Source organism: bacterium, assembly GCA_004299235.1.
In the GTDB taxonomy this organism is placed as follows: Bacteria; Chloroflexota; Dormibacteria; order Dormibacterales; family Dormibacteraceae; genus SCQL01.
This window is the reverse complement of sequence record SCQL01000028.1, coordinates 224450-248157: the sequence shown is the minus strand read 5'-3', so window position 1 is coordinate 248157 and position 23708 is coordinate 224450. Positions and strand designations below refer to the sequence as shown.

Sequence of the window (23708 nt, the reverse complement as noted above, 5' to 3'; positions counted from 1 at the left end):
GCGATTGGCACGCCGTGGTTAGCTTGTGGCCGTGATCCGTGCCCTCGTCTTCGACTTCGACGGGCTGATTCTCGACACCGAGGAGCCCATCTACCGCTCGTGGCTCGAGGTCTACGAGGCCCACGGCGAGGAGCTGCCGTTCGAACGGTGGGTGCAGATCGTCGGCTCGACCAACGCCGTCTTCCATCCGCAGCACCACCTCGAAGAACGCCTGGGCCGTCCCCTGCCGCCGGAGATCATCGAGCGGCGCATCGGGCGCCGGACGGAGATGATCCTCGCCCAGCAGCTCCGGCCGGGGATCGCCCAGCGAGTCGATGAGGCTCGCGCCCTCGGGCTGAAGCTCGGGGTGGCTTCGAGCTCGACGGGGGGTTGGGTGAGCGGTCACCTGGCGCGGCTGGCCATCCTGGATCGGTTCGATTGCATTCGCACCAGGGACGACGTCGCCCGCGCCAAGCCCGAGCCGGATCTCTACCTCGCGGTGCTCGAATGCCTGGGCGTCGGACCAGCCGAGGCGATCGCGATCGAGGACTCGCCCCACGGCGTCACCGCCGCCAAGCGTGCCGGCCTGCTCTGCGTCGCCATCCCGAACTCGATCACGGCTCGCCTGGACCTCAGCCACGCCGACCTCGTGCTGGGCTCGCTGGCCGAGGTGAGCCTGGACGAGCTGCTGGAGAAGCTCGAGCCGGCCTGAGCCGGGCGACGTTCTAACCTATCGACGTGCGGATTGGAGTCTTGACCGGCGGCGGCGACGCGCCCGGCCTGAACGCTGCGATCAGGGCTGTGGCCAGGCGTGGGTTCCAGCTGGGCCACCAGATCAGCGGGGTGCAAAACGGGTGGGCGGGCTGCCTGGAGGAGGGCATGATCGCCGAGCTCACCCCGGCCGATGTCCGGGGCATCCTGCCGATGGGAGGAACGATCCTCGGCACGTCGCGCACCAACCCGCTCAAGGAGCAGGACGGCATCGCCCGCGTGGTTCGAGCGCTGCGGCACAACGGCATCGACGGCCTGGTGCCCATCGGTGGCGACGACACGTTGAGCGTCGCGGCGGCCCTCCACGAAGCCGGCTTTCCCACCGTCGGCGTGCCGAAGACGATCGACAACGACCTGTCGGTGACCGAGTTCTGCATCGGCTTTGACACCGCGGTCGGAGTCGTGACCGAGGCCCTGGACCGCCTGCACACCACGGCGTCGGCGCATCACCGTGTCATGGTCGTCGAGGTGATGGGCCGCGACACCGGCTGGGTGGCGCTCATCGGCGGCGTGGCCGGCGGCGCGGACCTGATCATCATCCCCGAGTTCGAGCAGAGCCTTGCCGACGTGGTCGCCCACCTTTACCGGCGCCGCGGCGAGGGCAAGCTGTTCAGCATCATCGTCGTCGCGGAGGGCGCTCGCATTCCGGAGCTGGAGATCGAGGCCGGCGGCCAGGCCGAGAAGGACGCCTTCGGTCACGTGCGCCTCGCCAAGCGCGGCATCGGTGACGTCCTGGCCGGGAGGGTGGAGCGCGACACGGGGTTCGAGACTCGGGTCACGGTGCTGGGCCACCTGCAGCGCGGGGGCTCACCGTCGCCGACGGACAGGATCTGGGCGACCCGTCTCGGTGTCGTGGCGGTGGAGCTGGTCGCCGCCGGCAGGAGCGGCGTGATTCCGATCCGGCGCAACGGCGACGTCGAGGTGGTCACGCTGGCCGAGGTGGTCAAGGAGACCCGGCGCGTGCCGAAGGAGCTCTACGACCTGAACCGGGTCTTCGGCTAGCCCGCCCGATGGCCCGCAAGCGCAAGATGCTCGAGCTCGCGGGCACGGGCGACGACGGCTCGACCGGGCTGCTCGGCGGCGGGCGGCTGGGCAAGGACGATCCGCGGATCGAGGCGTATGGGACCGTGGACGAAGCCTCGAGCGCGCTGGGACTCGCCAAATCGCTCACGCCTCACGCACGGGTGCGCGCCATCTGTGAGGAGCTGCAGCGCGGCCTCTACTCGGTCGGCGCCGAGCTGGCGACCAACCCACGGTCCAAGACATCGTTCGCGACCACGACGGCGGCCGACGTCGATCGGCTCGAGGAGCTCATGACGGAGCTCGAGAAGGCGGTCACGATGCCTGACGGCTTCATCCTGCCCGGCTCGACGCCGGCCTCGGGAGCGCTCGACCTCGCCCGGGCCGTCACGCGCCGGGCCGAGCGCCGCTGCCTGGCCTTCGAGCGTACGGGTGGCTTCGAAAACCAGCAGGTGAGGCGGTGGCTGAACCGCCTCAGCCTGCTCCTTTTCGTCCTCGGCCGGTACGAGGAGGACCTCGCCGGCCGGAGCGCTAAACCCGCCAAGCCGGGGCGAGTGCGTTCCGGCTAAGCTTCGAACCAGGTGGCTCCGATGGCCGACTTCGTTCTGTTGGGCGCCGTTCTCCTGCTGCTCTACATCGCGCTGTCCTACCGCGTGTACCGCAGCGCGTTCGTGCCCAACAAACCGGTTTTCCTCGACGACTTCTCGTTCACGCCATTCGAGTTCCAGGCCGACTACGAGGAGGTCGAACTGGTGACCGCGGACGGCATCAGCTTTGGCGCGTGGCACTTCCGCCAACCCGGATCTCCGCAGACGGTGATCGTTTCCGGCGGCCACAAGGGACAGCGCCAGGGCTCGCTCGGGATCGCGGCGGCGCTGTGGCGCAAGGGCTTCAACGTCATCCTCTATTCGTATCGCGGCATGCCGGGCAGCGACCGCGCGCCCATCACGTTCGGCATCAAGGAGGTGCTCGAGCTCCAGGCCGTCGTCGCCTTCGCGCGCAAACGGATCGCCAACGCCAGGATCGGCCTCCTCGGCTACTCGATGGGCGCGGTGGTGTCGCTGCTGGGCGCGGCGGGTGAGCCCGGCGTCCAGGCGCTCGTCCTTGACAGCCCATTCAGCGACCTGCGCACGCTTTTGATCGAGAACGTCCGCCGGGCCTCCAAGCTGCCCGGCAGGCCCTTGGTCTGGCTCGCGGGCCTGATGCTGTGGCTCCGCACGCGCTGCCGGCTGTCGGAATGCAGCCCCCAGGAGGTCCTCAGCTCGCTGGAACCGAGGCCGCTCTTCTTCATCCACGGCGGCGCGGACGAGGTCACCTCCGTCAACCACAGCCGCCGCCTCTATGACGCGTATCGCGGCCCGCGCGAGATCTGGATCGTGCAGGGCGCCCCGCACACCGGCGGCTACTTCGCCGACCGTCCCCTCTATGTGGAGCGGGTGGCGGGCTTCTTCGCCCGCCACCTCGGCCTCGACGTCAGCAGCCACCTGCGCCTGGTCGAAGAAGAGGAGGTCTCGTAGCCGGCAGCGCGCGGTGCGCGTGCCTGGCGATGGCGCTCGAGACCGTCACCTTGGCCGGCGGCCCGCTCTTTGACCTGCCGGCGGGCACCGGAACCAAACGCACCCGATCAACGTATTGAACTGCGATGGAGCCGGGCGCGCGGAGTGCGCACTTGCCCGGGGAAGGGCGGGATGGCGAACCTATAATCGCGGCAGTGGGGGCAACCCAGGTGGTCAACCACGTCGCCGACGCCTTCATGTCCAACGTCGGTCGCGCGATCGTCGACAAAGAAGAGGAGATTCGGCTCTGCCTGGTGACGCTCCTCTGCGAAGGGCACCTCCTGATCGAGGACGTTCCCGGCGTCGGCAAGACGATGCTCGCCAAGTCGCTGGCGCGCTCCCTCGACTGCACGTTCCGACGCATCCAGTTCACACCCGACCTCTTGCCCTCGGACGTCACCGGCGTCCGGGCCTTCAACCAGAAGCTCAGCGACTTCGAGTTCCGGCCCGGGCCGGTCTTCGCGCAGATCCTACTCGCCGACGAGATCAACCGGGCGAGTCCGAAGACCCAGGCGGCCCTGCTCGAGGCCATGGAGGAGCGCCAGGTCACGATCGACGGCGAGACGCACCCGCTGCCCAAGCCCTTCATGGTCATGGCGACGCAGAATCCGGTCGAATACTCGGGCACGTTTCCGCTGCCCGAGGCCCAGCTCGACCGCTTCCTGATGAAGGTCAGGCTCGGCTACCTCTCAGAGAAGGAAGAGGCTCGCCTGCTCGGCCAGCACAAGGTCGAGTCGCCCATGGTCGAGCTGCAGCCGGTGGTCTCACCCAACGAGCTCAAGGCGGCCCAGAGCGCCGTGCGCGAAGTGTTCGTCAAGCCCGAGCTGCGCGAGTACATCGCCCGTCTGGTCGGGCGCACCCGCGGCAACCCGGAGGTGGCCTTGGGGGCCAGCACGCGCGGCACGCTCAACCTGTTCCACGCGAGCCAGGCGCTAGCCGCGGTGCAGGGTCGCAGCTACGTCCTGCCTGACGACATCAAGGCGCTGGCGGAGCCGGTGCTCGCCCACCGGATCATCCTGCGGCCCAACGCGGAGATGCAGGGCCAGAGCGCCGGCAAGCTCGTCGCCGGGTTGTTGGAGCGGGAGCATGTGCCGCAGATGGCTTACGACGGATGAGCCTGGGTTCGTAGAGCCTCCCAGGGGCGCTCGTGGCGACGCATGGCGGCGCTGGGAGGTGGAGCGCGGGGGGCGGCCGGCGCAACCGGCCCACCGGCGATGCGGACCCTCTCATGGGTAAGGTCGCCCTCGCCGCGGCGCTCGGCCTGCTCCTGTTCTTCACCTACCTCACGGCCATCCGGCCGGCCTACGCGTTTGCGTACGCGCTCTGCCTCCTGTTCCTGGTCACCTGGGCCTGGCCGCGCCTGGCGATCCGCGGCATGAGCGTCTCGCGGCGCCTCGACCCCGGCACTCCCGCCGTCGGCGAGGCTTACGAAGAGGCGATCGAGGTGCGCCGCCGCGGCTGGGTGCCGGCGCCGTGGGTTGAGGTCCGCGACCTCAGCCAGATCCCCGACTACCAGCCGGGCCGGGTGGTCTCGGTCGGCGGCGAGGGGGTCAGGTGGAGGGCGCGTGGCGTCTACCGGCGGCGCGGTTGGATGGCCTTCGGGCCGACCTCGCTGCGTGTGCGCGAGCCTTTCGGCCTGTTCGATCGCGAGCTGAAGCTGAGCGAGCGCACGTCCGTGCTGGTCTATCCGCGTGTCCGGCCGATCCCCGACCTGCTCGCGCCAAGCGCTCAGCAGGTCGGCAACTCGCCGAGCTTCGGCGCGTGGGCCGACTACCCGCCCGAGACCGGCGGGGTGCGCGACTACACCACCGGCGACAGCTTCGGCCGCATCCACTGGCCGTTGTCGACCAGGCACGGCCGGCTGATGTCCAAGACCTTCGAGCAGCCCCTGACGACGGACCTCTGGATCCTTCTGGACCTCGACCGGAACGTGCACTTCGGAGAGGGGGAGGATTCCACGGTCGAGTACGCCGTCAGCCTGGCGGCTTCCATGGCGTCACAGGTCCACAGCCGCGGGCGCCAGGTGGGCCTGATCGCCAACGATGCCCGAGGCACCATCCTCGAGCCGCACCGCGCGGTGCGGCAGGACCGGCTCATCCTCGACTACCTCGCGGTCGCGCAGGCCGACGGCCGGACGCCGCTGACACAGACGCTGGCCTGGGACCGCATTCGGAGGCTGCCGCGCCGCGCGATCGCGGTCGTCACCCCCAGCGCCGACCCGGCATGGGTGCGCTTGCTGAAGGCCGTGCGGGGGCGCCGCTCGACGATGATCGTTTTCTACCTCGACGCGGCGAGCTTCGGCGGCCCCGACCGGAACCCAAGCTTCGACCTCGGTCAGGACGTCGACCTGTACGTGGTTCGCCGCGGTGACGACTTCGCGCGGCTGGTGAGGACGAGGGATGCAATCCGCATCGCCTAGCCCGCGGCTGCTCGCCCCCGGCCGCATCTGGGAACGCACGCGCGAGTCGATGGGCGGGGGGGTCCAGTGGTCGGCGCTCATGGTCCTGCTGCTCACCTACAGCATTGCCCGCTCGACCGCCACCGCGAACTGGGTGAGCGGCATCGACGTCATCACCGCGATCGCGCTCGCCGCCGCCATCGTCCTGGCCCTGCTCGCGGTGCTCCCGGTGCCCTGGCCGATCGGCCTGGCGGCGGGCATGATCCTGGGCCTCGCGGTGGCCGCGATCGCGTCCGCGCCGGCGCTCCACGCGGCCCATCCTCTCGACCCATCGTGGGTCACCGGGGACGGGATCTCGCTGCGGCCGCTGACCGTCTGGTGGACGCGAGTCACGGACGGCTCGGCCGCTTCCGACGCCTCTTTCTACCTCTTCCTCATCTGCTGGCTGATGTGGGTCACGGGCGGGTGGCTGAGCTGGTGCGTGCTGCGCTGGCGCCGGCCGCTGCTCGGGCTGGTCCCGGGAGCGGCAGCGTTCGCGACCAACCTGCTCAACTTCCCGACCGATCAGAACGGCTACACGCTTGCCGTGTTGACGCTCACGCTGGCTCTATTGTTGTGGACGAACTACATCGGGTCGATCGCCAGCGCGACGCGGGCGCGAGTCAAGCTGAGCGGCGACGCCCGATGGGATTTCTGGGAGAGCGGCCTGGTCGCGATGGCGGCCCTGATCGTGCTGGCGATCATGCTGCCCCCGCTCTCCACCGTGGACCGCACGGTGGACATCGAGTCGACCGCATTTTCGAGGTGGGCCCAGCTCCAGCAGCGGCTCAGCCATCCCGGGGTGTTCGGGTTCGGGTCTGGCGGGAGCGGGACGACCGGCTTTTCGACCGACGTCCCGCTGGGCGGTGCCCTGCAGCGCACCCGCGACATCGTGTTCACCTACACCGTCGTCGGCGATTACGCGGGCGCGCGTTACTTCCGCGGCGTCGATGAGACGCAGACCGCCAACGGGGAGTGGAGGTATCCAAGCACCACCAACGGTCTTCGACAAACGATTCCAAAGAACCAGGTCCCGTTCTATGGCGAGGACTACCAGCTGCTGGCGGTGGCCGGCGTCCTGGTCAAGATGCTCCGTCCTCCGATCGGGAACGCGGACATCCTGTTCTACCCAGGGCAGCTGTATCGCATCGATCGAGTGAGCTTGGCCGCGCAGGTCGCGCTGCCGCCCAGCCTCGACCGCGGCCTTCTGACCGCCATCGATCGCCTCTCGAGCCTGCAGCCGGCGACTTCCGCTGGGGCCTACAAGGTCACGGTCGAATACTCCACCGCCACCGAAGCTGAGCTGCAGGCGGCGGGCACGGATTATCCGAAGTGGCTGCAGCCTGCCATGGCGCTACCGGAGGCCGGCTACCGCAGCCCGGACGTGATCAACCGGGTCCATCAGCTGGCCCTGCGGATCGTGACCGCCGCCAACGCGGTGACCCCATACGACCAGGCGACGGCGATCGAGACGTACCTTCGCAACAACTACACCTACACCCTCACGCCGCCGCCGACCCCCGTGGGCGAGGATCCTCTCGATTACTTCCTCTTCGAATCGAAGCAGGGCTACTGCGAGTTCTTCGCCACGGCGATGGGGGACATGCTGCGCTCGCTTGGGATTCCGACGCGCCTGGTCAACGGCTTCGGTCCGGGCCAGTACGACACCGCGATCAGCAGCTACGTGGTGCGCGGCGAGGACGCGCACACCTGGGTCGAGTCCTACTTCCCGGGTTATGGATGGATCGGCTTCGAGCCGACTCCTGACGGCGTCTACTTTCCCCTGCCCCGCGGTGCTCAGGGCCAGAACCTGTGCCTTCGCGACCTCAACTGCGACCTGCCCGGTTCCGCCACCCCCGGTGGGGTCGGCTTGCCGCCGTCGACCGGCCGGAGCGGTGGCAACGTCGACCCGGGCAGCTTGCCAGGCGGCGGCGCAGGCTTTGTCTTGCGGGCGCCCGACGCCGGCACGCTGACCCGCATCGTCGGGCTGGCGCTCGCGGTCCTGCTCATTCTTTTCGCCGCCGCCGCGCGATACCTGCGGCCGCGCACCGTGATGGCGGTCTGGGCGCGCACCCTGGCCCTGACCAGGCTGGCCGGCGCTGAACGCCGGCCGGGTGAGACTCCGCTGGAGCTCAGCCGGCGCTTGCAGCAAAGGTTTCCGGAAGCCGCGGAGCCCGTCGGTTCGCTCACGGCAGGCTTTGTCGTCGCGGCCTATGCCCCGCCGGACGTGGCCGCTTCCGCCCGGTCGTCGGTGATGGAGGCGTGGGGCGCGCTCCGGCCGTTGCTCTTACGCCGGATCTTCGCGCGCATCCGCCCCTACAGGCACTAACCTGTAGCGCGTGTCAGGGGGCGGCGAGGTGGGCGCCAGCGTGTCGGCTGGGGTCGCTGGGCGGACGTACCCCCCGGTCTCGGTGGAGATCGTGCGCGCGCGCGTCGAGGCTTTCGCGCGGGCCATCGGGGCGGACCCGGCCGCCGGCGTGCCGCCCACCTTTGCCGCCGTCTATTCGCTCGGCGTGACCGCGCCGCAGCTCTTCGGCGACGCTGACGCGGCCATCGATTTCGCCCAACTGCTCCACGCGGAGCAGGAGTTTGCCTGGGAGCGGCACCCGCAGCCGGGCGAGACGGTCACCTCCACCGGCCGGGTGGCCTCCGACCTCAGCCGCCGGGGGATGAGATTCGTCACCTTCGAGACCGAAACCGTCGACGCGCAGGGCGCCCGCATCTGCCGCTCGCGCGCTCTGTTCGTGATCCGGTCGTGAGTGAGCTCTCCGTCACCTTCACCAGAGAACAGATCGCCGCCTACGCGGAGGCTTCCGGCGACCGCAACCCCATCCATCTGGACGGGGACTTCGCGCGGTCGGTCGGACTTCCGGGCATCATCGCCCACGGCATGCTCCAGATGGGCATCATGGGAGTGGTCGCGGCCGAGGCGGCCGGCGGCCCGGCCAACCTTCGCCGGCTCCTCTGCCGGTTCGCCGGCATGGTCGAACCGGGCGACCGCGTGAGCTTCAGCGCCGGGCCATCCGGGCCGGGCAGGCTCGATCTGCGCGCGGTCAACCAGCGCGGCGAGCCGGTCCTCACCAAGGCCTCGGCGGAGTTCGGTCGATGACGCTGGATTTCTCGTTGACCCCCGAACAGGAGGCCATACGCGACCTCGCGCACGAATTCGCCGTCAACGAAATCCGCCCCGTCGCCGCCCATCACGACGAAACCGAGGAATTTCCGTACGAGGTCGTCAAAAAGGCGCACAAGCTGGGCCTGACGCCGGCGGCGTTTCTGCCGGAGGAGTATGGAGGCCAGAACCTGGACTTCCTCACCGAGCTGATCCTCAACGAGGAGCTGCACTGGGGCTGCGCCGGCATCGCCGTCTGCATCCAGTCGATGGCTCTCGCCATGGCGGGCATCAGAGCCAGCGGCACCGAAGAGCAGAAGCAGCGCTGGCTGCCCGAGTTCACCAACCCGGACCGGCTGGTCCTGGGCGGCCTCGGCCTGACCGAGCCCGACTCGGGCTCGGACGCGCTCGCCATGAAGACCCGGGCGACCCGGGTCAGCGACGGCTACGTCCTCAACGGCACCAAGCAGTTCTGCACCAACGGGGGCATCGCCGACTACCACGTCATCTACGCCAACACCGACCCATCGAAGGGACCGGCGGGCATCGCCTCGTTCCTCGTCCCCAAAGGGACTCCCGGCCTGCGCATGGGGCGCAAGGAACAGAAGCTGGGGGTGCGAGCGAGTCACACCGCTCAGGTCGTCCTCGAGGACTGTCACCTCCCATTCGATCACCGGCTTGGCGGCGAGCCGGATGCGGCCAACGCGGGCCCTGGTGCGCTGGGCGCGCTGATGACCCTGGAGGCGACGCGGCCGGGCGTGGCCGCCGGCGCCCTCGGAATCGCCCGGGCGGCTTACGAGTTCGCGCTCGATTACGCGCAGGACCGCAAGCAGTTCGGCAAGCCGCTGTGGCAGCACGAGGCGATCGGATTCAAGCTCGCCGACATGGCGATGCGGATCGACGCCGCCCGGTTGCTCATCTGGCGCGCGGGTTGGATGGCGACGCAGGGCAAGCCGTTCGAGCGCGCCGAAGGTTCGATGGCCAAGTGCTTTGCCGCGGATGTGGCGATGGACGTCACCACCGACGCCATCCAGGTCCTGGGCGGCTACGGGTACATCAAGGAATATCCGGTCGAGAAGTGGTTCAGAGACGCCAAGATCTATCAGATCTGGGAGGGCACCGCGGAGATCCAGCGTCTGGTCATCTCCCGAGCGATCTCGGGCTCGCGCGGCACCATCAAATTCAGGGGGTAGTTGCACAAGTGTTCGATCTCTCAGGCAAGGTGGCCGTCATCACCGGCGCGTCGCGCGGCCTCGGCCGCCAGGATGCCCTCACGCTCGCGCAAGCCGGCGCGGACGTGGTCATCACCGACATCCTGGTCGAGGACGACCCGGAGCTCCAGCAGACCGCCGACGCGGCCAACAGCCCGCTGGCGCAGCTCGCTCTGTCGCAGGGCTGGGTCCACTCCAATCAGACGGCCGAGGCGATTCGCAAGATGGGCCGCAAGTCGCTCGCCATCAAGATGGATGTGACCAACCGCGAGCAGATTCGCGAGGTGATGAAAAAGGTCAAGGACGAGTTCGGCCGCATCGACATCCTGATCAACAACGCGGCCACCCTCGACAACGTGGCCCGGATCGAGAACATGGACTACCGGCTCTGGGACCGGGACATCGCGGTCAATCTCTCGGGCGCGTTCAACTGCACCAAGGAAGCGTGGCCGTACATGGTCGAGCAGAGGTGGGGCCGGGTCATCTTCATGGCGTCGGTGGCCGGCACCATGGGGGTCTACGGCCAGGCGAGCTACTCGGCGAGCAAGGCCGGGTGCATCGGGTTGGCGAAGAGCTGTGCACTGGAGGGGGGCCGCCACAACATCACGTCGAACGCGATCGTCCCCGGGATCATCAAGACCGAGGGCTTTCAGTTCCTCGACCCCAAGTACCAGGAGCGAGAGATGGCGCGGACGATCTTCAAGCGGCCGGGTGAGCCGGTGGACATCTCACACGCCATCGCCTTCCTCTGCACCGAGGAAGCCGGCTACATCACGGGCACCGCCATCGAGGTCGCGGGCGGCATCCCGCTGTTCGTCTACTAGTACCGTGGGTGAGCTCGTCGACGTCAGGCGAGAGGGCGCGACGGCTCGCGTCGTCATGCACCGCAAGGGCATCAACGCCATTGCCGAGGACCTGATGCTGGAGCTGGGAGCCGCGTTCGCCGAGCTCGGCGAGGATCCCGCGGTCCGGGTCGTCGTGCTCGCCTCCGAGTACGACAGGTACTTCAGCGTGGGCGCGGACCTCACCTCGCTCGCCACGTTCGACAGGGCGGCGCCCGATGCGGTCGACCAGATCACGAACTTCATGAAGCGGATCAACCAGCACTACGCCGCGATCGAGCGCTGCCCCAAGCCCGTCATCGCCGCCATCAACGGCCACGCCCAGGGGGGCGGCAGCGAGCTCGCCCTGTGTTGTGACTACAGGGTCATGGTCGAAGACGGCCGCTCGCGGATCGGCCAGACCGAGTCCTCGCTCGGGATCATCCCCGGCGCGGGCGGGACTCAGCGACTGCCCCGCCTGATCGGCAAGGCGAGGGCGATGCCCTACCTCATCGAGTCGACGCGCCTGTCGGCCCGGGAGGCGGAGGCGGTGGGGTGGGTCGACCAAGCCGTCTCGCCCGGCGACTTCCATGCCGCCGTCGACGAGCTGGCCGCCAGGCTGGCCAGGATGGCGACGTTCGCGATCGCGATGATCAAGGACGCGGTGAATCGGGGCTACGACCTGCCGCTGGATGAGGCGCTCGACATCGAGGCGCGCAACTTTGCGCGCGCCGCCCTGAGCACCGACGCCGCCATCGGGATCATGTCGTTCCTCAGCAAGCAGGAGCCCGAGTTCACAGGCGCCTGAAACATCGCAGAGTGTCGATTCCAGCCCAGGCTGCTCGTCGTATGTGTGAAGCGGCGCAATTGACCGCTCTGGTTGGAGGTTGGCAATGAAGTACGTCCTCATGTTCACCGGGACGATGGAAGAGCAGGAGCAGTGGGACAGCCAGACCCGAGAGGAGATGCGGGCCGCCTATGCGAAGGTCGGCCAGTGGTTTGAAGACCACGGGCGTGCCGGCAAGATCGTCGGCGGTGAGGAGCTCCAGGGACCTGGCACCGCGACCACGGTGCGCTTCAAGAACGGCCGACCGGTCGTCACGGACGGGCCCTTCATCGAGGCCAAGGAGGTCATCGGCGGCTTCGCCATCGTGGAGGTGAAGGATCTCGACGAAGCCCTGGCTCTCGCCAAGTCATGGCCTGGCGGGAGCACGGTCGAGGTCCGGCCGGTTGTGGATCACCCGGCGCACTGACGGCGAGGACCACCGGCACAGCCGCGGCTGTCGCGACCGTCTTCCGCGAGGAGGCGGGCCGGCTGACCGGTGCCCTGGTGCGTCTCATCGGCGATTTCGACCTCGCCGAAGAGGTCGTGCAGGACAGCCTGGTGGCGGCGCTGGAGAAATGGCCGGAGCAAGGCATCCCGGCCAAACCCGGAGCCTGGCTCATGACCACGGCGAAACGGCGCGCCATCGACATCCTGCGGCGCGACCAGCGCTACGCCGAGAAGGTCCGCCTGCTGGAGCGTTCCACCTTGCCGGCTGAGCCTGCCGAAGCCGATGATCGCCTGCGCCTGATCTTCACGTGCTGCCACCCTGCGCTGTCGGCCGAGGCGCAGGTGGCGCTGACCCTGCGTGCGGTCGTCGGGTTCACCACCACCGAGATCGCCGCCGCCTTTCTCGTCTCGGAGGTGACGATGGCGCAGCGAATCGTGCGGGCGAAGCGCAAGATCGTGGCCGCTAACATCCCATACCGCGTGCCGCAGGGCGAGGAGCTGGCCGCGCGGCTGGAAGCCGTGCTTGCGGTCCTCTACCTGATGTTCAACGAGGGCCACCTGAGCCGCGGCGCCTCGGTGGCCATGCGCCGCGATCTCGCTGAGGACGCCCTGTGGCTCACCCGCCTGGTCGCGACCCTCATGCCCGACCAGGCTGAGGTGCTCGGACTGCTCGCCCTGATGCAGCTCAGCCTGGCGCGCGCCGGGGCGCGCTTCGATGCCGCCGGCGACTTGGTGCTCTTGCCGGACCAGGATCGCCGGCTGTGGGACCAAGCGGCCATCGCGGATGGGATCGCGGTCCTCGATCGAGCAGGCTCAATGCATTCACCGGGCCCGTACCAGCTCCAGGCGGCAATCGCGGCGCTGCACTCCGAAGCCGCGACTTGGGAGCAGACTGACTGGCGCCAGATCATCCTCCTGTACGACGCGCTGCTGCGGACGTCGGACGGCCCGGTGATCCGGCTGAACCGGGCCATCGCCTTGAGTCAAATCGCGGGACCGGAGGTCGCGCTCGGAGAGGTCAACGACCTGGCCATCGCGCTGAGCGAATACCACCTCTTCCATTCGGCTCGGGCCGAGCTGCTCGACCAGCTGGGCGAACCTGCACTGGCGCGAGCGGCTCGGTGCCGCGCCCTCGAGCTCTGCTCGAACCCGGCCGAGCGATCGCTGCTGGCGCGCAAGCTCGGCGGCCAGGCTCAGCGCTGACTCATCTCGGAGCCCGGCGCCGCACGACCTCCAGGACCTCCTCGACCCGCTTGGCGTCGCTGCCGAGGCACCGGATGACCAGCTCTTTGGTCTCGAAATTGGGATACGAGCCGACGGAGACGTCCGGGAAGGTCTCCTCGAGCTCCCGCATGAGCGGGTAGAAGCGCGCTTCCACGGCAAAGCTGAAACGAAGCTCGCGCACCGTCGCCGCGGCCCCGTCGGACAGGAACTGGGGTTCCAGCTCCTCGGTGAAGATGCCCTTCAGCTCCAACGGCACGCCGGGCAGGACGAAGATGCGTTTGCCGTTCGATTCGTAGACGACGCCCGGGGCCATCCCGCGCCGGTTCTTGAAGACCCAAGCCGGGCCGGCCGGGATGCGGGACATGCGAAGGTTGCCCTCCGTCAGCTCCGGCGAATCCAGGAGCCCAGCCTCGTGCATCCGCTGCACCCGGCGCTCGATCCGCGCCCGGGTCTCCTCCCAGATCACGAGTTCGCGACCCAGGGCCTCGGCCAGCGAGGCGAACGTGCGGTCGTCCGGGGTGGGGCCCAGCCCGCCGCAGCAGAAGATGTGCGACACGTCGGAGTCGTCCAGCTCGAGGCGCACCTGCCGCACGATCTCCGGCGGCCGGTCGCGGATCGCGGTGATCCGCTTGGCCGGGAAGCCCAGCAGGCGCAGGCGCTCGGCAAGCCAGTGGGAGTTGGTGTCGAGCGTGAAGCCGCCGACCAGCTCGTCGCCGACGGCAACGATGCTAGAAACGCTCATGGCGGGACCATATAACAACCGCTCTGCCGGGTTGAGCCGAGCACCCTGCCGTCTCGCCGAAGGAATACGCTCGACGGGTGGACGCGGAGCGGCTGCATGGCGTCGTGCACGGCGACGTCCAGGGCGTCGGTTTCCGCTGGTTCCTGATGCGCAAGGCCACCCAGCTCGGCCTGCGCGGCTGGGTGAGGAACCGCGACGACGGCACGGTGGAGTTCGTCGCCGAGGGCCGGCGGTCCGAGCTGGAGCAGCTCAGGCGCGCCGCCGAGCACGGCCCGGCCATGGCGCGCGTCGCGCGAGTCGATGACGACTGGTCGCCGGCCGCCGGCGGCCTCGACGACTTTGACCTGACCGGCTGAGGGGACGCGTCCGCGGCGTCGAGGCGTGTGGCGGTCGCGTGCCTACAATTCCAATGGCTTTGATCGAGGTCCAGGGGCTGACCAGGTATTACGCCGAACGCCCCGCGATCCAGGACGTCACCTTCTCGGTCCCACGCGGCCAGGTCCTCGGCTTTCTCGGACCGAACGGGGCGGGCAAGTCGACGACCATGCGGATCCTGACCGGCTATCTGGGCGCCAGCTCGGGCACCGCGACCATCGCGGGCTTCGACGTCTTCGACCACTCGCTGGAGGTCAGGCGGCGGATCGGATACCTGCCGGAGACGACTCCTCTCTACAAGGAGATGCGCGTCACGGGGTTCCTCGACCTGATGTGCCGGCTGCGCGGAGTGGCGCCCTCGAAGCGCAGGCAGCGTGTCGACCACGCGGTGGACGTCTGCGGCCTTGCGGACCGCCGCCGGGAGGTCATCGGGCGTCTGTCACGCGGGCTGCGCCAGCGGGTCGGCCTGGCCCAGGCGATCGTTCACGACCCCGAGGTGCTGATCCTCGACGAACCGACCGCGGGCCTCGACCCGGCGCAGACCCGTGAAACCCGCGACCTCATCACCGAGCTCGGCCGGCAGCACACGGTGATCCTCTCGAGCCACATCCTGCCCGAGGTTGCGGCCACCTGCGAGCGGGTGCTGATCATCAACCAGGGCCGACTGGTCGCGGATGACACGCCCGCCAGGCTGGCGGAACGGATCGGCGGCGCCCAAGGCCACGAGGTCGAGATGCTGGTGCAGGGCGATGGGCCGGAGATCGATATCCGGCTTCGTGCCGTGCCAGGCGTGGAGGGCTTGAGCATCACCCAGGCGGGAGAGGGCCTGTGGCGCGTGGTGGTCGCCGCCGCGAAGGCGGACCTGCGTGACGAGCTCGCGCGGGCGGCGGTGGAGGGCGGATTCGGCCTGCGCGAGCTGCAGGCGCGGACGCTGAGCCTCGAAGAAGTGTTCCTCAGCCTCACGACCGAAGAGCCGCGATGACCTCCGACTCGGTCCATGCGTTGGTGTGGCGCACCGGGATCCTCAACGTCGGCGCGATCGCACGCCGGGAGCTGATGGCGCTTTTCGTCTCGCCCGTGGGTTGGGTGGTGGCGGCTGTCTTCACCTTCCTGGTCTCGGGCTTCGGTTTCATCGCGCCGGTGCTTGGCGGCCGGCAGGCGACGATGGACGGCGTCTTCGGGGTCATCACCAGCTTCTTGATGCTGATCGTCATCCCGCTGATCACGATGCGGGTGTTCGCGGAGGAGCGCGGCCAGGGAACCCTCGAGCTGATGCTCACTTCACCCGTCCGCGACTGGGAGCTGACTGCCGGCAAGTGGCTCGGCGCCTTCAGCTTCTACGTGCTGCTGATCGCGACCACGCTGCTGTACGTGGGCGTGCTCGCGGTCTACGTTCCCGGCCACCTCGGCGCTCTTGACCTGGGCCTGATGGCGGCGACCTACGTCGGGCTGCTGCTGGTCGGCGCCGCCGCGATCGCCATCGGCGTCCTCGCCTCGAGCCTCACGCGCAATCAGATCGTGGCCTTCTTCGTCGCTCTCGGCATCCTGCTCCTGATCTGGTACGCGGGCGCCCTGCTCGGCCTGTTCACCCAACCGCCGGCCAGCCGGCTGTACGAGTACGCCGGCGGCTACAACCGCTATCAGTCGTTCAGCCTGGGCACGGTGACGCTGAAGGACACGCTCTACTTCCTGAGCCTGGCCGCCGCCGCGCTGTTCCTGACCACCCGGCTGCTCGAGTCGAGGCGCTGGCGGTGAAGCGCATCCGCTCCGGCTTCGTGAGCTTGCTGGTGACGGCATCGGTCCTGGGCGCGCTGGTGGCTCTGAACGTGATCGCCTCACGCGGGGCGCAGGCCTGGGACCTGACTCGCAGCGGGATCAACACGCTCTCGCCGCAATCGGTGCTCTCCGCGAAGCGGCTGAGCGCGGACCTCCAGGTGATCGGTCTTTACCGAGCGGGCGCCGGCAACGGCCAGACCGAGGCGGAGTCGCTGGTCGGCCTCTACCAGGCGCAGAGCGCTCACGTGGTCTATCGCGCCGAGAACTACGACACCGACGTCGCCGACGTGAGGAAGTACGCGGTCAAGGAGCCCGGTACCCTGGTCCTCGACCTGCGGGGCAGGACGCAGCTGCTCTCGCCGGCGTTGCAGACGGAGCAGGACTTCACGTCGGCGTTGATCAAGCTCGAGTCCAACCACGTGCCCGTGGTCTGCTGGGCGATCGGCGCCGGTGGCCGCAGTCTCACCGAGACCAACCAGAGCTCGGGCTACTCCGGAGTCGCCGACATCCTGGCCAGGAACAACTTCGCGATCAAAGAAGTGCTCCTCTCCGAGGTGCCGTCCATCCCCTCTGAATGCGACGAGGTCGCTCTCGTCGGCTCCACCGTCGCGCTGCCGGCGCCGGCGGTCGGGGCGCTCGACGCCTACCTCGAGGCGGGCGGTGGCCTGCTGATCGCCGCCGACCCCTGGGCGGCACAGCCGGCGGTAACGCAATCCCTGAGCGATGTCTTGAAGCCTTACGGGCTCGCCTTCTCGGGTGCGCTCGTCGTCGAACCCGATGCGTCACGCGCCTTCGACGCGTTGACGCCGGCCGTATTCGCGTACGGGACCTCTCCGATCACCAGGGACATCCAGGGTGTGGTGTCGTTCTTTCCGCAGACCACGGCGATCGTCGGGACACCTGATGCTGCCGCTGCGGTGGTCGCGATCGGGACGACGACGAGCCGGTCGTACGCGATCACCGCTCCACGCCAGGCCCTGCAGAAACAGACGGGCGACGCCGCCGGGCCGTTCACCATCATGGAGGCTCTCGAGAGGCCGTCCGGCGACAGGAAGACGCGAATCGTGATCGTCGGCACGACGGCGTTTGCGGAGAATCGGGTCCTGCCGCCGAACAGCAGTGACGCCAATCTCGAGCTGGCGCTGGGTTCCTTTCAGTGGCTGGCGGGACAGGATTCGCTCATCTCCCTGCCGCCAAAATCCGGACGCGCCCTGTCCCTTGCGCTGACTCAGCAGGACCAGAGCACGATCATCTTCATCACCGTGCTCCTGCTGCCCGGATTGATGGCTCTGGGCGGCGTGATGGTGTGGTGGAGGCGGCGCGTGGCCGGCTAGCAAAACCCCGGTTCGGGTAACCTATCGCTCCGCGGCAAAAACTTTCGGACCGCGTGAAGAGGGAGAGGTTGCGCAGTTAGATGGACCCCAACATCGTTCTATTCGCCGCGGCCGGTGGCGTCGCCGCCGTTGTCTTCGCCGTCATCCTGATCTTCGCGGTCCTGCGTATGCCGCCGGGCAACGCGCGCATGCAGGAGATCGCAGCCGCCATCCAGGAAGGCGCGTCCGCGTATCTCAACCGCCAGTACACCGTGATCGCGATCATCGGTGTCGTCATCGCCATCGTCATCGGGCTCGCGATCGGCTGGACGACCGCGGCCCTGTACGTGATCGGGGCGGCCCTGTCCGCCGCGGCCGGCTACGTCGGCATGAACATCTCCGTGCGGTCCAACCTGCGCACCGCCGAAGCGGCTCGCAATGGGCTGAACAAGGCGCTGCAGGTCGCGTTTCGGGGCGGCGCGGTGACCGGGTTCATGGTCGTCGGTCTCGGACTGCTCGGCGTGTCCGTCGCGTACCTCGTGTTCAAGAACCCGGACGCCCTGGTCGGGCTTGCGTTCGGCGCGAGCCTGGTCTCGGTTTTCGCCCGGCTGGGCGGTGGCATCTACACCAAGGCCGCCGACGTCGGCGCCGACCTGGTGGGCAAGGTCGAGGCGGGAATACCCGAGGACGATCCGCGAAACCCGGCTGTGATCGCGGACAACGTCGGTGACAACGTCGGCGACTGCGCGGGCATGGCGGCCGACCTCTTCGAGACCTACGCGGTGACGATGATCGCGGCCATGCTGCTGGGCTCGCTTCTGTTCAAGGACCAGATCGGGTGGGTGATCTACCCGCTGCTGCTTGGCGCGGTGAGCGTGGTCGGGTCGATCGTCGGCACCTTCTTTGTCCGCATCTACAACCCTCGATGGATCATGGGTGCGCTGTACGCGGGCCTGCTGGTCGCCGTCGGGATCGCGATCGCCGGCTTTTACTTCGTGACGCAGTACATGCGCGTGAACGGGTACCTGCATGCCGGCGGCGGCGTGAGCGACCCCAACAACCTGTTCTTCGCCGCTCTGATCGGCGTCGTGATCACCGTCCTGATCGTGGCCATCACGGAGTTCTTCACCGAGACCGCGTACTGGCCCGTCCACCTCATCGCCAAGGCGTCGGTGACCGGGCACGCGACCAACATCATCGCTGGCCAGGCGATCGGCATGATGGCGACCGCGCTGCCGGTGACGGTGATCGGCGTCGGCATTCTGATCAGCTACCAGCTGGGAGGCCTCTACGGCATCGCGATCGCTGCCACGGCCATGCTCTCGATGACTGGGATCATCGTCGCCATCGACTCGTACGGCCCGATCACCGACAACGCGGGCGGCATCGCCGAGATGGCGGACCTGCCCGAGGAGGTCCGCGGCATCACCGACCCGCTGGATGCGGTCGGCAACACGACCAAGGCGGTGACGAAGGGCTACGCGATCGGCTCCGCCGGCCTGGCCGCCCTCGTCCTGTTCGCCTCGTACACCCAGGAGCTCGCCCGCGCCGGGCACGCCGAGACGTTCGAGCTGTCGGACCCGCGCGTCATCGTCGGCCTGTTCCTTGGCGGCATCCTGCCGTTCCTGTTCGGCTCACTCGCCATGCTCGCCGTCGGGCGTGCCGGCGGCCTGGTGGTGGAGGAGGTGCGGCGGCAGTTCCGTGAGATCAAGGGCATCATGGAGGGCACCGGGAAGCCGGAGTACGGCACCGCGGTGCGCATCGTCACCGCCGCCGCGCAGCGCGAGATGGTGCTGCCCGGCATCATCCCGGTGGTCGCGCCCCTGGCCGTCGGCTTCATCCTCGGCCCGCGAGCGCTCGGCGGCATGCTGCTCGGCGCGATCGTGACCGGCCTGTTCCTGGCCCTTCAGATGACGAGCGGCGGCGCGGCCTGGGACAACGCCAAGAAGTACATCGAGGAAGGGCATCTGGGGGGCAAGGGTTCGGAGGCGCACAAGGCCGCCGTCACCGGCGACACCGTCGGCGACCCCAACAAGGACACGGCCGGGCCCGCCATCAACCCGATGATCAAGGTGGTCAACATCATCGCCATCCTGATCGCCGGCTCGGTCGCCACCCACTACCTGATTCATTAGAGAGACCCGGCAGGAAGCCCTCGACGACGTCGTCGTCGAGGGCTCTCGCCAGGCCTGTGGCCGGGGGTAGACTCGTCGTGAGGGTGGACGACTACCAGAAGGAGATCGCCGACCTCGAGGCCCAGGTCGACCATCTGGTCGCGGCGGAAGGCGACCCGAAGACCATAGCCGAGCTGTCGATGCAGCTCGAGATCCTCAAGGCGATCTACACTCGCGTCACGGATCTGTTCCAGCGGGGGTGGAAGGACGAAGGCCTGAGGTACGGGCTGCGGATCCAGGGCTATGGCGACTGGACGCTCGAGAATGTCTACGCGTTCGTGTACGAGCGATCGGTGGAGTTGGAACCCAAGGCGCACAGCGCGTTCGTGGGCGGCATCAAGACCACGGATTTCGCGCTGCTGCTCAACTCATGAACACGGGAGGGCGCAGATGGAGACCCCGCTCACGCCGCTTGAGTTCGCGCGTCGCTCGAGGAAGCTCTATGGGGATCGCGAGGCGGTCGTCGACGGGGACCTGCGCCTGACGTACGAGCGGTTCTTCGATCGGTGCGACAGGTGGTCCGCGGCGCTGCAGGGGATGGGGGTGAAGAAGGGTGACCGCGTCGCGTACATCGCCCCCAACACCCATGAGCAGCTCGAGTCCTTCTATGCGGTGCCGCAGCTCGGCGCGGTGGTCGTCCCGATCAACTACCGGCTGACGGCCGAGGACTTCGTCTACATCACCTCGCACTCGGGCGCCAGGGTGCTCTGCGTCCACCCGGACTACGTGGCGGCGGTCGACGGCGTCCGCGACCAGCTCGGCGGAGTGGAGCGGTTCGTCGTCCTGGGCGAGGCGGGCGGGCGCAATGGTTGGCTTGGGTACGACGCCCTCCTCGCCGGCTCGGGGCCGGAATTCGAGCGACCCGAGATCGACGAGGGCGACCTCCTGTCGCTCAACTACACGAGCGGCACGACGGCCAGGCCAAAGGGCGTGATGATCACGCATCGCAATGCATGGGCCAATGTCGTCGGCACCCTGGTGCACCTGCGTATGGGCGTCGACGACCGCTACCTGTGGACGCTGCCGATGTTCCATGCCAACGGCTGGACGTTCGTGTGGATCGTGACCGCGGTGGGAGGGACGCACATCTGCCTGCCGAAAGTGGAACCGCCACGAGTCTTCGAGTTGATCCGCAAGGAGCGCGTCGGGTGGCTGTGCGCCGCGCCCACGATCCTGATCGCGCTCGCCAACGCACCGGCGGACGTGCGGGGAGACGTGCCGCCCGGCGTCGAGGTGGTGACCGCGGGCGCAGCGCCCGCCGCCGCCACCATCGAACGGCTGGAAGGAGAGTTCGGCTGGGAGGTGACGCAGGTCTACGGGCTCACGGAGACGTCGCCGTTCCTGACCATCTGCGAGCCTCGCCCGGAGCATCGGAGCAAGCCGGCCTCGGAACGCGCCGTCATCAAGGCACGCCAGGGTGTGGAGCTGATCACCGCGGGGGAGCTGCGCGTGGTCGACAGCAGCGCGAACGACGTCCCGGCTGACGGCCAGGCTCTCGGCGAGATCGTGTTCCGCGGCAACGTGATCATGGAGGGTTACTACCGGGACCCCGAAGCCACCGAGAAGGTGATGGGGGACGGGTGGTTTCACACTGGAGATGCGGCGGTCATGCACCCGGATGGCTACGTGGAGATCCGAGACCGCATCAAGGACGTGATCATCAGCGGCGGCGAGAACATCTCATCCGTGGAGGTCGAGGGCGTCCTGCTGCGTCACCCGGCGGTGCAGGAAGCCGCGATCGTCGGCCTGCCGCACGAGAGGTGGGGAGAGGCGCCGCATGCGTTCGTCGTCCTGAAGTCGGGCGCGAGCGCAACGGAGCCTGAGCTGATCGCCTACACGCGCGACCGGCTCGCCCACTTCAAAGCCCCCCACAGCGTCACCTTCGTGGACGAGCTGCCGAAGACGGCCACGGGCAAGATCCAGAAGTTCGTGCTGAGAAAAGGCGCCCCCGGGCTCGTCAGGCAGTGACCGCCGGGGCCCTCACCGCCGGCAACGGTCGCTTCGGCCTGCCTCGACGCTCGTCACCACCACCCCCGCCTTCTCGCCACCCTCCGGTAGTACCGGTCCTCGACCCACGCGATCGGCGGCACCCGGTAGATGGCCCCGAGCCAGCCCCAAAAGCCCCCCAGCTCCCTCAGCACCCGGCTGATCCCCGCCGCCCCCTCCAGCTTCTGCCCCCCGGGTCCCATCACCCACGACGCCCGGTCCACCTCCTCACGACTGAGCCCGAGCTGTTCCACGAGCCCGATCTCCTGGTTGGGCTTCACCACCAACCGGCCGCGCCTGTCGTGCCTCGCCACCCACGTCGCGAGCCGGCCGCAGAAATCGCACTCTCCGTCGTACACGAGCACCAGCCGGTCATCGCCCACGTGGCTATCTAAACTGATGCGACGCATGGGCGAGGACCTGCCGGACCGCTACAACGTCGGGGCCGACCTCCTCGACCGCAACCTGAGAGCGGGTCGGGCGAACAAGGTGGCGATCCACTCGGCGGCCGAAGACCTCACCTACGGCGACCTCCACCACCTCGCGTGCGGCGCCGCGCGCGCCCTCCACGAGCTGGGGGTGCGCCGCGAGGAGCGTGTCCTGCTGGTGGCTTACGACAGCCCTGGCTGGGTGGCCGCCTTCCTGGGCGCGATCCGCCTGGGCGCCATCCCCGTCCCGGTCAACCCGCTCCTCCAGCACTCCGAGGACTACGACCACTACCTTGACGACTCGCTCGCCCGAGTCGTGGCGGTGGACGGCAACACCGAGGCCAAGCTCCGCGCGGCCGTGGATCGCGCCGTCAACCCGCCGCGCCTGTTGCGCGTCGACCGGACCGCCCCCGGCCCCGAGGTCGCCGCCGCGCCGACCCGCCGAGACGACATGGCCTTCTGGCTGTACAGCTCAGGCTCGACCGGCAAGCCGAAGGCGGTGGTGCACCTCCAGCACGACATTCCGTACACCTGCGTGACGTACGCCGAGCAGGTGCTAGGGATCACGGAGCGCGACACCACCTTCTCGACCACCGGCCTCTTCCACGCCTACGGTTTCGGCAACAACCTCACCTTTCCTTATTGGGTCGGTGCGGCCACGGTCCTTCACGCGGGTCGCCACACCCCGGCCACGGTTCTGGACACCATCGAGAAGCGCAGGCCCACCCTCTTCTTCTCCGCGCCCACGCTCTACAACGCGATCCTCAACTTCGAAGGCGCCCGCAACCGTGACCTGTCTTCGATACGCCACTGCGTCGCGGCGGCCGAAGCGCTGCCGGCCGAGGTCTGGCGGCGATGGAAGGACGCCTTCGGCCTCACGATCCTCGACGGGGTCGGCTCGACGGAGCTGCTCCACATCTACTGCTCGAACCGGCTCGACGACGTGCGGCCGGGCTCGAGCGGCAAGCCGGTCCCCGGCTACGAGCTGAAGATCCTCGACGACCAGGGCCGTCCGGTCTCCGGCGGTGAAGCCGGCGACCTGTACGTGAAAGGCGACAGCGCGCTTGCGCTCTACTGGGCTCAGCACGAGAAGACCAAGCGCTCGATCGTCGGCGAGTGGTTCTTCACCGGCGACCGCTACAGAGTGGACGAGGACGGCTACCACTGGTACGAGGGCCGGTCCGACGACATGATCAAGGTCGGCGGCCTGTGGGTCTCTCCGATCGAGATCGAAGCCGCCCTGCTCGAGCATCCGGCGGTGGGGGAGAGCGCCGTCGTGGGCATCAGCGTGGAGGGTTTCACGAAGATCAAAGCTTTCGTGATCGTCAAGGGCGGCGCCGCTCCCGGCGATCCCCTCGTGGCCGAGCTGCAGGAGCACTGCAAGTCGCGACTCCAGCGCTTCCAGTACCCTCACCTCATCGAATTCGTACCCGAGCTGCCGAAAACCGTGACCGGGAAGATCCAGCGCTTCAAGCTGCGTGAGCCCGCGCCCGCCCCGGCCAAGGCCTGA

Annotated in this window: 24 protein-coding genes; 22 read left to right on the top strand and 2 right to left on the bottom strand. The window is 68.5% G+C overall.

The features are described 5' to 3' along the window. Positions 1-34 precede the first annotated feature (34 nt). From EPN29_09585 to EPN29_09520, 14 genes are all read left to right on the top strand, one after another. Positions 35-691, top strand: a complete 657-nt coding sequence (locus tag EPN29_09585) for an HAD family hydrolase (protein ID TAN32492.1) — start codon at positions 35-37, stop codon at positions 689-691. A 26-nt stretch (positions 692-717) separates the two neighbouring features. Then, the gene (locus EPN29_09580; GenBank protein TAN32405.1) at positions 718-1752 is read left to right on the top strand and encodes a 6-phosphofructokinase; all 1035 of its coding nucleotides are present in this window, start codon (positions 718-720) and stop codon (positions 1750-1752) included. A gap of 26 nt (positions 1753-1778) precedes the next feature. Next, positions 1779-2339 carry a cob(I)yrinic acid a,c-diamide adenosyltransferase gene (locus EPN29_09575; GenBank protein TAN32491.1) on the top strand — a complete coding sequence of 187 codons (561 nt, stop codon included), beginning with the start codon at positions 1779-1781 and terminating at the stop codon, positions 2337-2339. Between the two features lie 12 nt (positions 2340-2351). Further along, complete coding sequence (locus tag EPN29_09570; protein ID TAN32404.1) at positions 2352-3287, top strand: alpha/beta fold hydrolase; 936 nt, start codon at positions 2352-2354, stop codon at positions 3285-3287. A gap of 236 nt (positions 3288-3523) precedes the next feature. Further along, entirely contained in the window at positions 3524-4441 is a 918-nt protein-coding gene (locus EPN29_09565; protein ID TAN32490.1) for a MoxR family ATPase, read from the top strand. Between the two features lie 113 nt (positions 4442-4554). Continuing rightward, positions 4555-5745: a DUF58 domain-containing protein gene (locus EPN29_09560; protein ID TAN32403.1), complete on the top strand. Its 1191-nt coding sequence runs from the start codon at positions 4555-4557 to the stop codon at positions 5743-5745. Continuing rightward, positions 5726-8092: a DUF4129 domain-containing protein gene (locus EPN29_09555; protein TAN32402.1), complete on the top strand. Its 2367-nt coding sequence runs from the start codon at positions 5726-5728 to the stop codon at positions 8090-8092. The genes EPN29_09560 and EPN29_09555 overlap by 20 nt, the downstream gene beginning before the upstream one ends. Positions 8093-8102: 10 nt before the next feature. Further along, a complete protein-coding gene (locus tag EPN29_09550; GenBank protein TAN32401.1) occupies positions 8103-8522 on the top strand; it encodes a hypothetical protein in 420 nt (139 codons plus the stop codon). Beyond that, positions 8438-8872, top strand: a complete 435-nt coding sequence (locus EPN29_09545; protein ID TAN32400.1) for a dehydratase — start codon at positions 8438-8440, stop codon at positions 8870-8872. The genes EPN29_09550 and EPN29_09545 overlap by 85 nt, the downstream gene beginning before the upstream one ends. Continuing rightward, entirely contained in the window at positions 8869-10068 is a 1200-nt protein-coding gene (locus EPN29_09540; protein TAN32399.1) for an acyl-CoA dehydrogenase, read from the top strand. The genes EPN29_09545 and EPN29_09540 overlap by 4 nt, the downstream gene beginning before the upstream one ends. Positions 10069-10076: 8 nt before the next feature. Next, positions 10077-10910 (top strand): SDR family oxidoreductase, encoded by an 834-nt coding sequence (locus EPN29_09535; protein TAN32398.1) that lies wholly within the window; start codon positions 10077-10079, stop codon positions 10908-10910. A 4-nt stretch (positions 10911-10914) separates the two neighbouring features. Continuing rightward, the gene (locus EPN29_09530; protein TAN32397.1) at positions 10915-11715 is read left to right on the top strand and encodes an enoyl-CoA hydratase/isomerase family protein; all 801 of its coding nucleotides are present in this window, start codon (positions 10915-10917) and stop codon (positions 11713-11715) included. Between the two features lie 85 nt (positions 11716-11800). Then, positions 11801-12160: a hypothetical protein gene (locus EPN29_09525; GenBank protein ID TAN32396.1), complete on the top strand. Its 360-nt coding sequence runs from the start codon at positions 11801-11803 to the stop codon at positions 12158-12160. Continuing rightward, positions 12103-13383 carry a sigma-70 family RNA polymerase sigma factor gene (locus EPN29_09520; GenBank protein TAN32395.1) on the top strand — a complete coding sequence of 427 codons (1281 nt, stop codon included), beginning with the start codon at positions 12103-12105 and terminating at the stop codon, positions 13381-13383. The genes EPN29_09525 and EPN29_09520 overlap by 58 nt, the downstream gene beginning before the upstream one ends. A 1-nt stretch (position 13384) precedes the next feature. On the opposite strand, the gene EPN29_09515 is transcribed toward EPN29_09520, so the two are convergent. Continuing rightward, positions 13385-14146, bottom strand: a complete 762-nt coding sequence (locus EPN29_09515; GenBank protein ID TAN32394.1) for a competence/damage-inducible protein A — start codon at positions 14144-14146, stop codon at positions 13385-13387. 77 nt (positions 14147-14223) lie between these two features. Between EPN29_09515 and EPN29_09510 the strand changes: the two genes are divergently transcribed. The 7 genes from EPN29_09510 to EPN29_09480 all read left to right on the top strand — a co-directional run bounded on the left by EPN29_09510 (position 14224) and on the right by EPN29_09480 (position 21752). After that, on the top strand, positions 14224-14502 hold the full coding sequence (locus EPN29_09510; protein ID TAN32393.1) for an acylphosphatase: 279 nt from the start codon (positions 14224-14226) through the stop codon (positions 14500-14502). A 59-nt stretch (positions 14503-14561) separates the two neighbouring features. Continuing rightward, positions 14562-15503 carry an ABC transporter ATP-binding protein gene (locus tag EPN29_09505; GenBank protein ID TAN32489.1) on the top strand — a complete coding sequence of 314 codons (942 nt, stop codon included), beginning with the start codon at positions 14562-14564 and terminating at the stop codon, positions 15501-15503. Further along, positions 15500-16276, top strand: a complete 777-nt coding sequence (locus tag EPN29_09500) for a hypothetical protein (protein ID TAN32392.1) — start codon at positions 15500-15502, stop codon at positions 16274-16276. The genes EPN29_09505 and EPN29_09500 overlap by 4 nt, the downstream gene beginning before the upstream one ends. Further along, positions 16267-17631, top strand: a complete 1365-nt coding sequence (locus EPN29_09495) for a hypothetical protein (GenBank protein ID TAN32391.1) — start codon at positions 16267-16269, stop codon at positions 17629-17631. Before EPN29_09500 ends, EPN29_09495 begins: the two co-directional genes overlap by 10 nt. Before the next feature lie 80 nt (positions 17632-17711). After that, positions 17712-19745, top strand: a complete 2034-nt coding sequence (locus tag EPN29_09490) for a sodium-translocating pyrophosphatase (protein ID TAN32390.1) — start codon at positions 17712-17714, stop codon at positions 19743-19745. Positions 19746-19828: 83 nt separating this feature from the next. Next, complete coding sequence (locus EPN29_09485) at positions 19829-20158, top strand: hypothetical protein (protein TAN32389.1); 330 nt, start codon at positions 19829-19831, stop codon at positions 20156-20158. Between the two features lie 16 nt (positions 20159-20174). Beyond that, positions 20175-21752, top strand: coding sequence for a long-chain-fatty-acid--CoA ligase (locus EPN29_09480; GenBank protein ID TAN32388.1), 1578 nt, complete (start codon positions 20175-20177; stop codon positions 21750-21752). Positions 21753-21805: 53 nt separating this feature from the next. Here EPN29_09480 and EPN29_09475 read toward each other — a convergent pair whose 3' ends face one another. Then, on the bottom strand, positions 21806-22180 hold the full coding sequence (locus EPN29_09475; GenBank protein TAN32387.1) for a DUF393 domain-containing protein: 375 nt from the start codon (positions 22178-22180) through the stop codon (positions 21806-21808). Here EPN29_09475 and EPN29_09470 point away from each other — a divergent pair. Continuing rightward, the gene (locus EPN29_09470; protein ID TAN32386.1) at positions 22179-23708 is read left to right on the top strand and encodes a benzoate-CoA ligase family protein; all 1530 of its coding nucleotides are present in this window, start codon (positions 22179-22181) and stop codon (positions 23706-23708) included. The two genes, EPN29_09475 and EPN29_09470, sit on opposite strands and share 2 nt — an antisense overlap.

Excerpts from the sequence above, each read along its gene's own strand:
- EPN29_09540 (TAN32399.1), top strand. The coding sequence starts at position 8,869 with ATGACGCTGGATTTCTCGTTGACCCCCGAACAGGAGGCCATACGCGAC.
- EPN29_09520 (TAN32395.1), top strand. The coding sequence starts at position 12,103 with ATGGCCTGGCGGGAGCACGGTCGAGGTCCGGCCGGTTGTGGATCACCC.
- EPN29_09560 (TAN32403.1), top strand. The coding sequence starts at position 4,555 with ATGGGTAAGGTCGCCCTCGCCGCGGCGCTCGGCCTGCTCCTGTTCTTC.
- EPN29_09490 (TAN32390.1), top strand. The coding sequence starts at position 17,712 with ATGGACCCCAACATCGTTCTATTCGCCGCGGCCGGTGGCGTCGCCGCC.
- EPN29_09525 (TAN32396.1), top strand. The coding sequence starts at position 11,801 with ATGAAGTACGTCCTCATGTTCACCGGGACGATGGAAGAGCAGGAGCAG.
- EPN29_09515 (TAN32394.1), bottom strand. The coding sequence starts at position 14,146 with ATGAGCGTTTCTAGCATCGTTGCCGTCGGCGACGAGCTGGTCGGCGGC.
- EPN29_09565 (TAN32490.1), top strand. The coding sequence starts at position 3,524 with ATGTCCAACGTCGGTCGCGCGATCGTCGACAAAGAAGAGGAGATTCGG.
- EPN29_09470 (TAN32386.1), top strand. The coding sequence starts at position 22,179 with ATGGGCGAGGACCTGCCGGACCGCTACAACGTCGGGGCCGACCTCCTC.
- EPN29_09475 (TAN32387.1), bottom strand. The coding sequence starts at position 22,180 with ATGCGTCGCATCAGTTTAGATAGCCACGTGGGCGATGACCGGCTGGTG.
- EPN29_09500 (TAN32392.1), top strand. The coding sequence starts at position 15,500 with ATGACCTCCGACTCGGTCCATGCGTTGGTGTGGCGCACCGGGATCCTC.
- EPN29_09480 (TAN32388.1), top strand. The coding sequence starts at position 20,175 with ATGGAGACCCCGCTCACGCCGCTTGAGTTCGCGCGTCGCTCGAGGAAG.
- EPN29_09575 (TAN32491.1), top strand. The coding sequence starts at position 1,779 with ATGCTCGAGCTCGCGGGCACGGGCGACGACGGCTCGACCGGGCTGCTC.
- EPN29_09555 (TAN32402.1), top strand. The coding sequence starts at position 5,726 with ATGCAATCCGCATCGCCTAGCCCGCGGCTGCTCGCCCCCGGCCGCATC.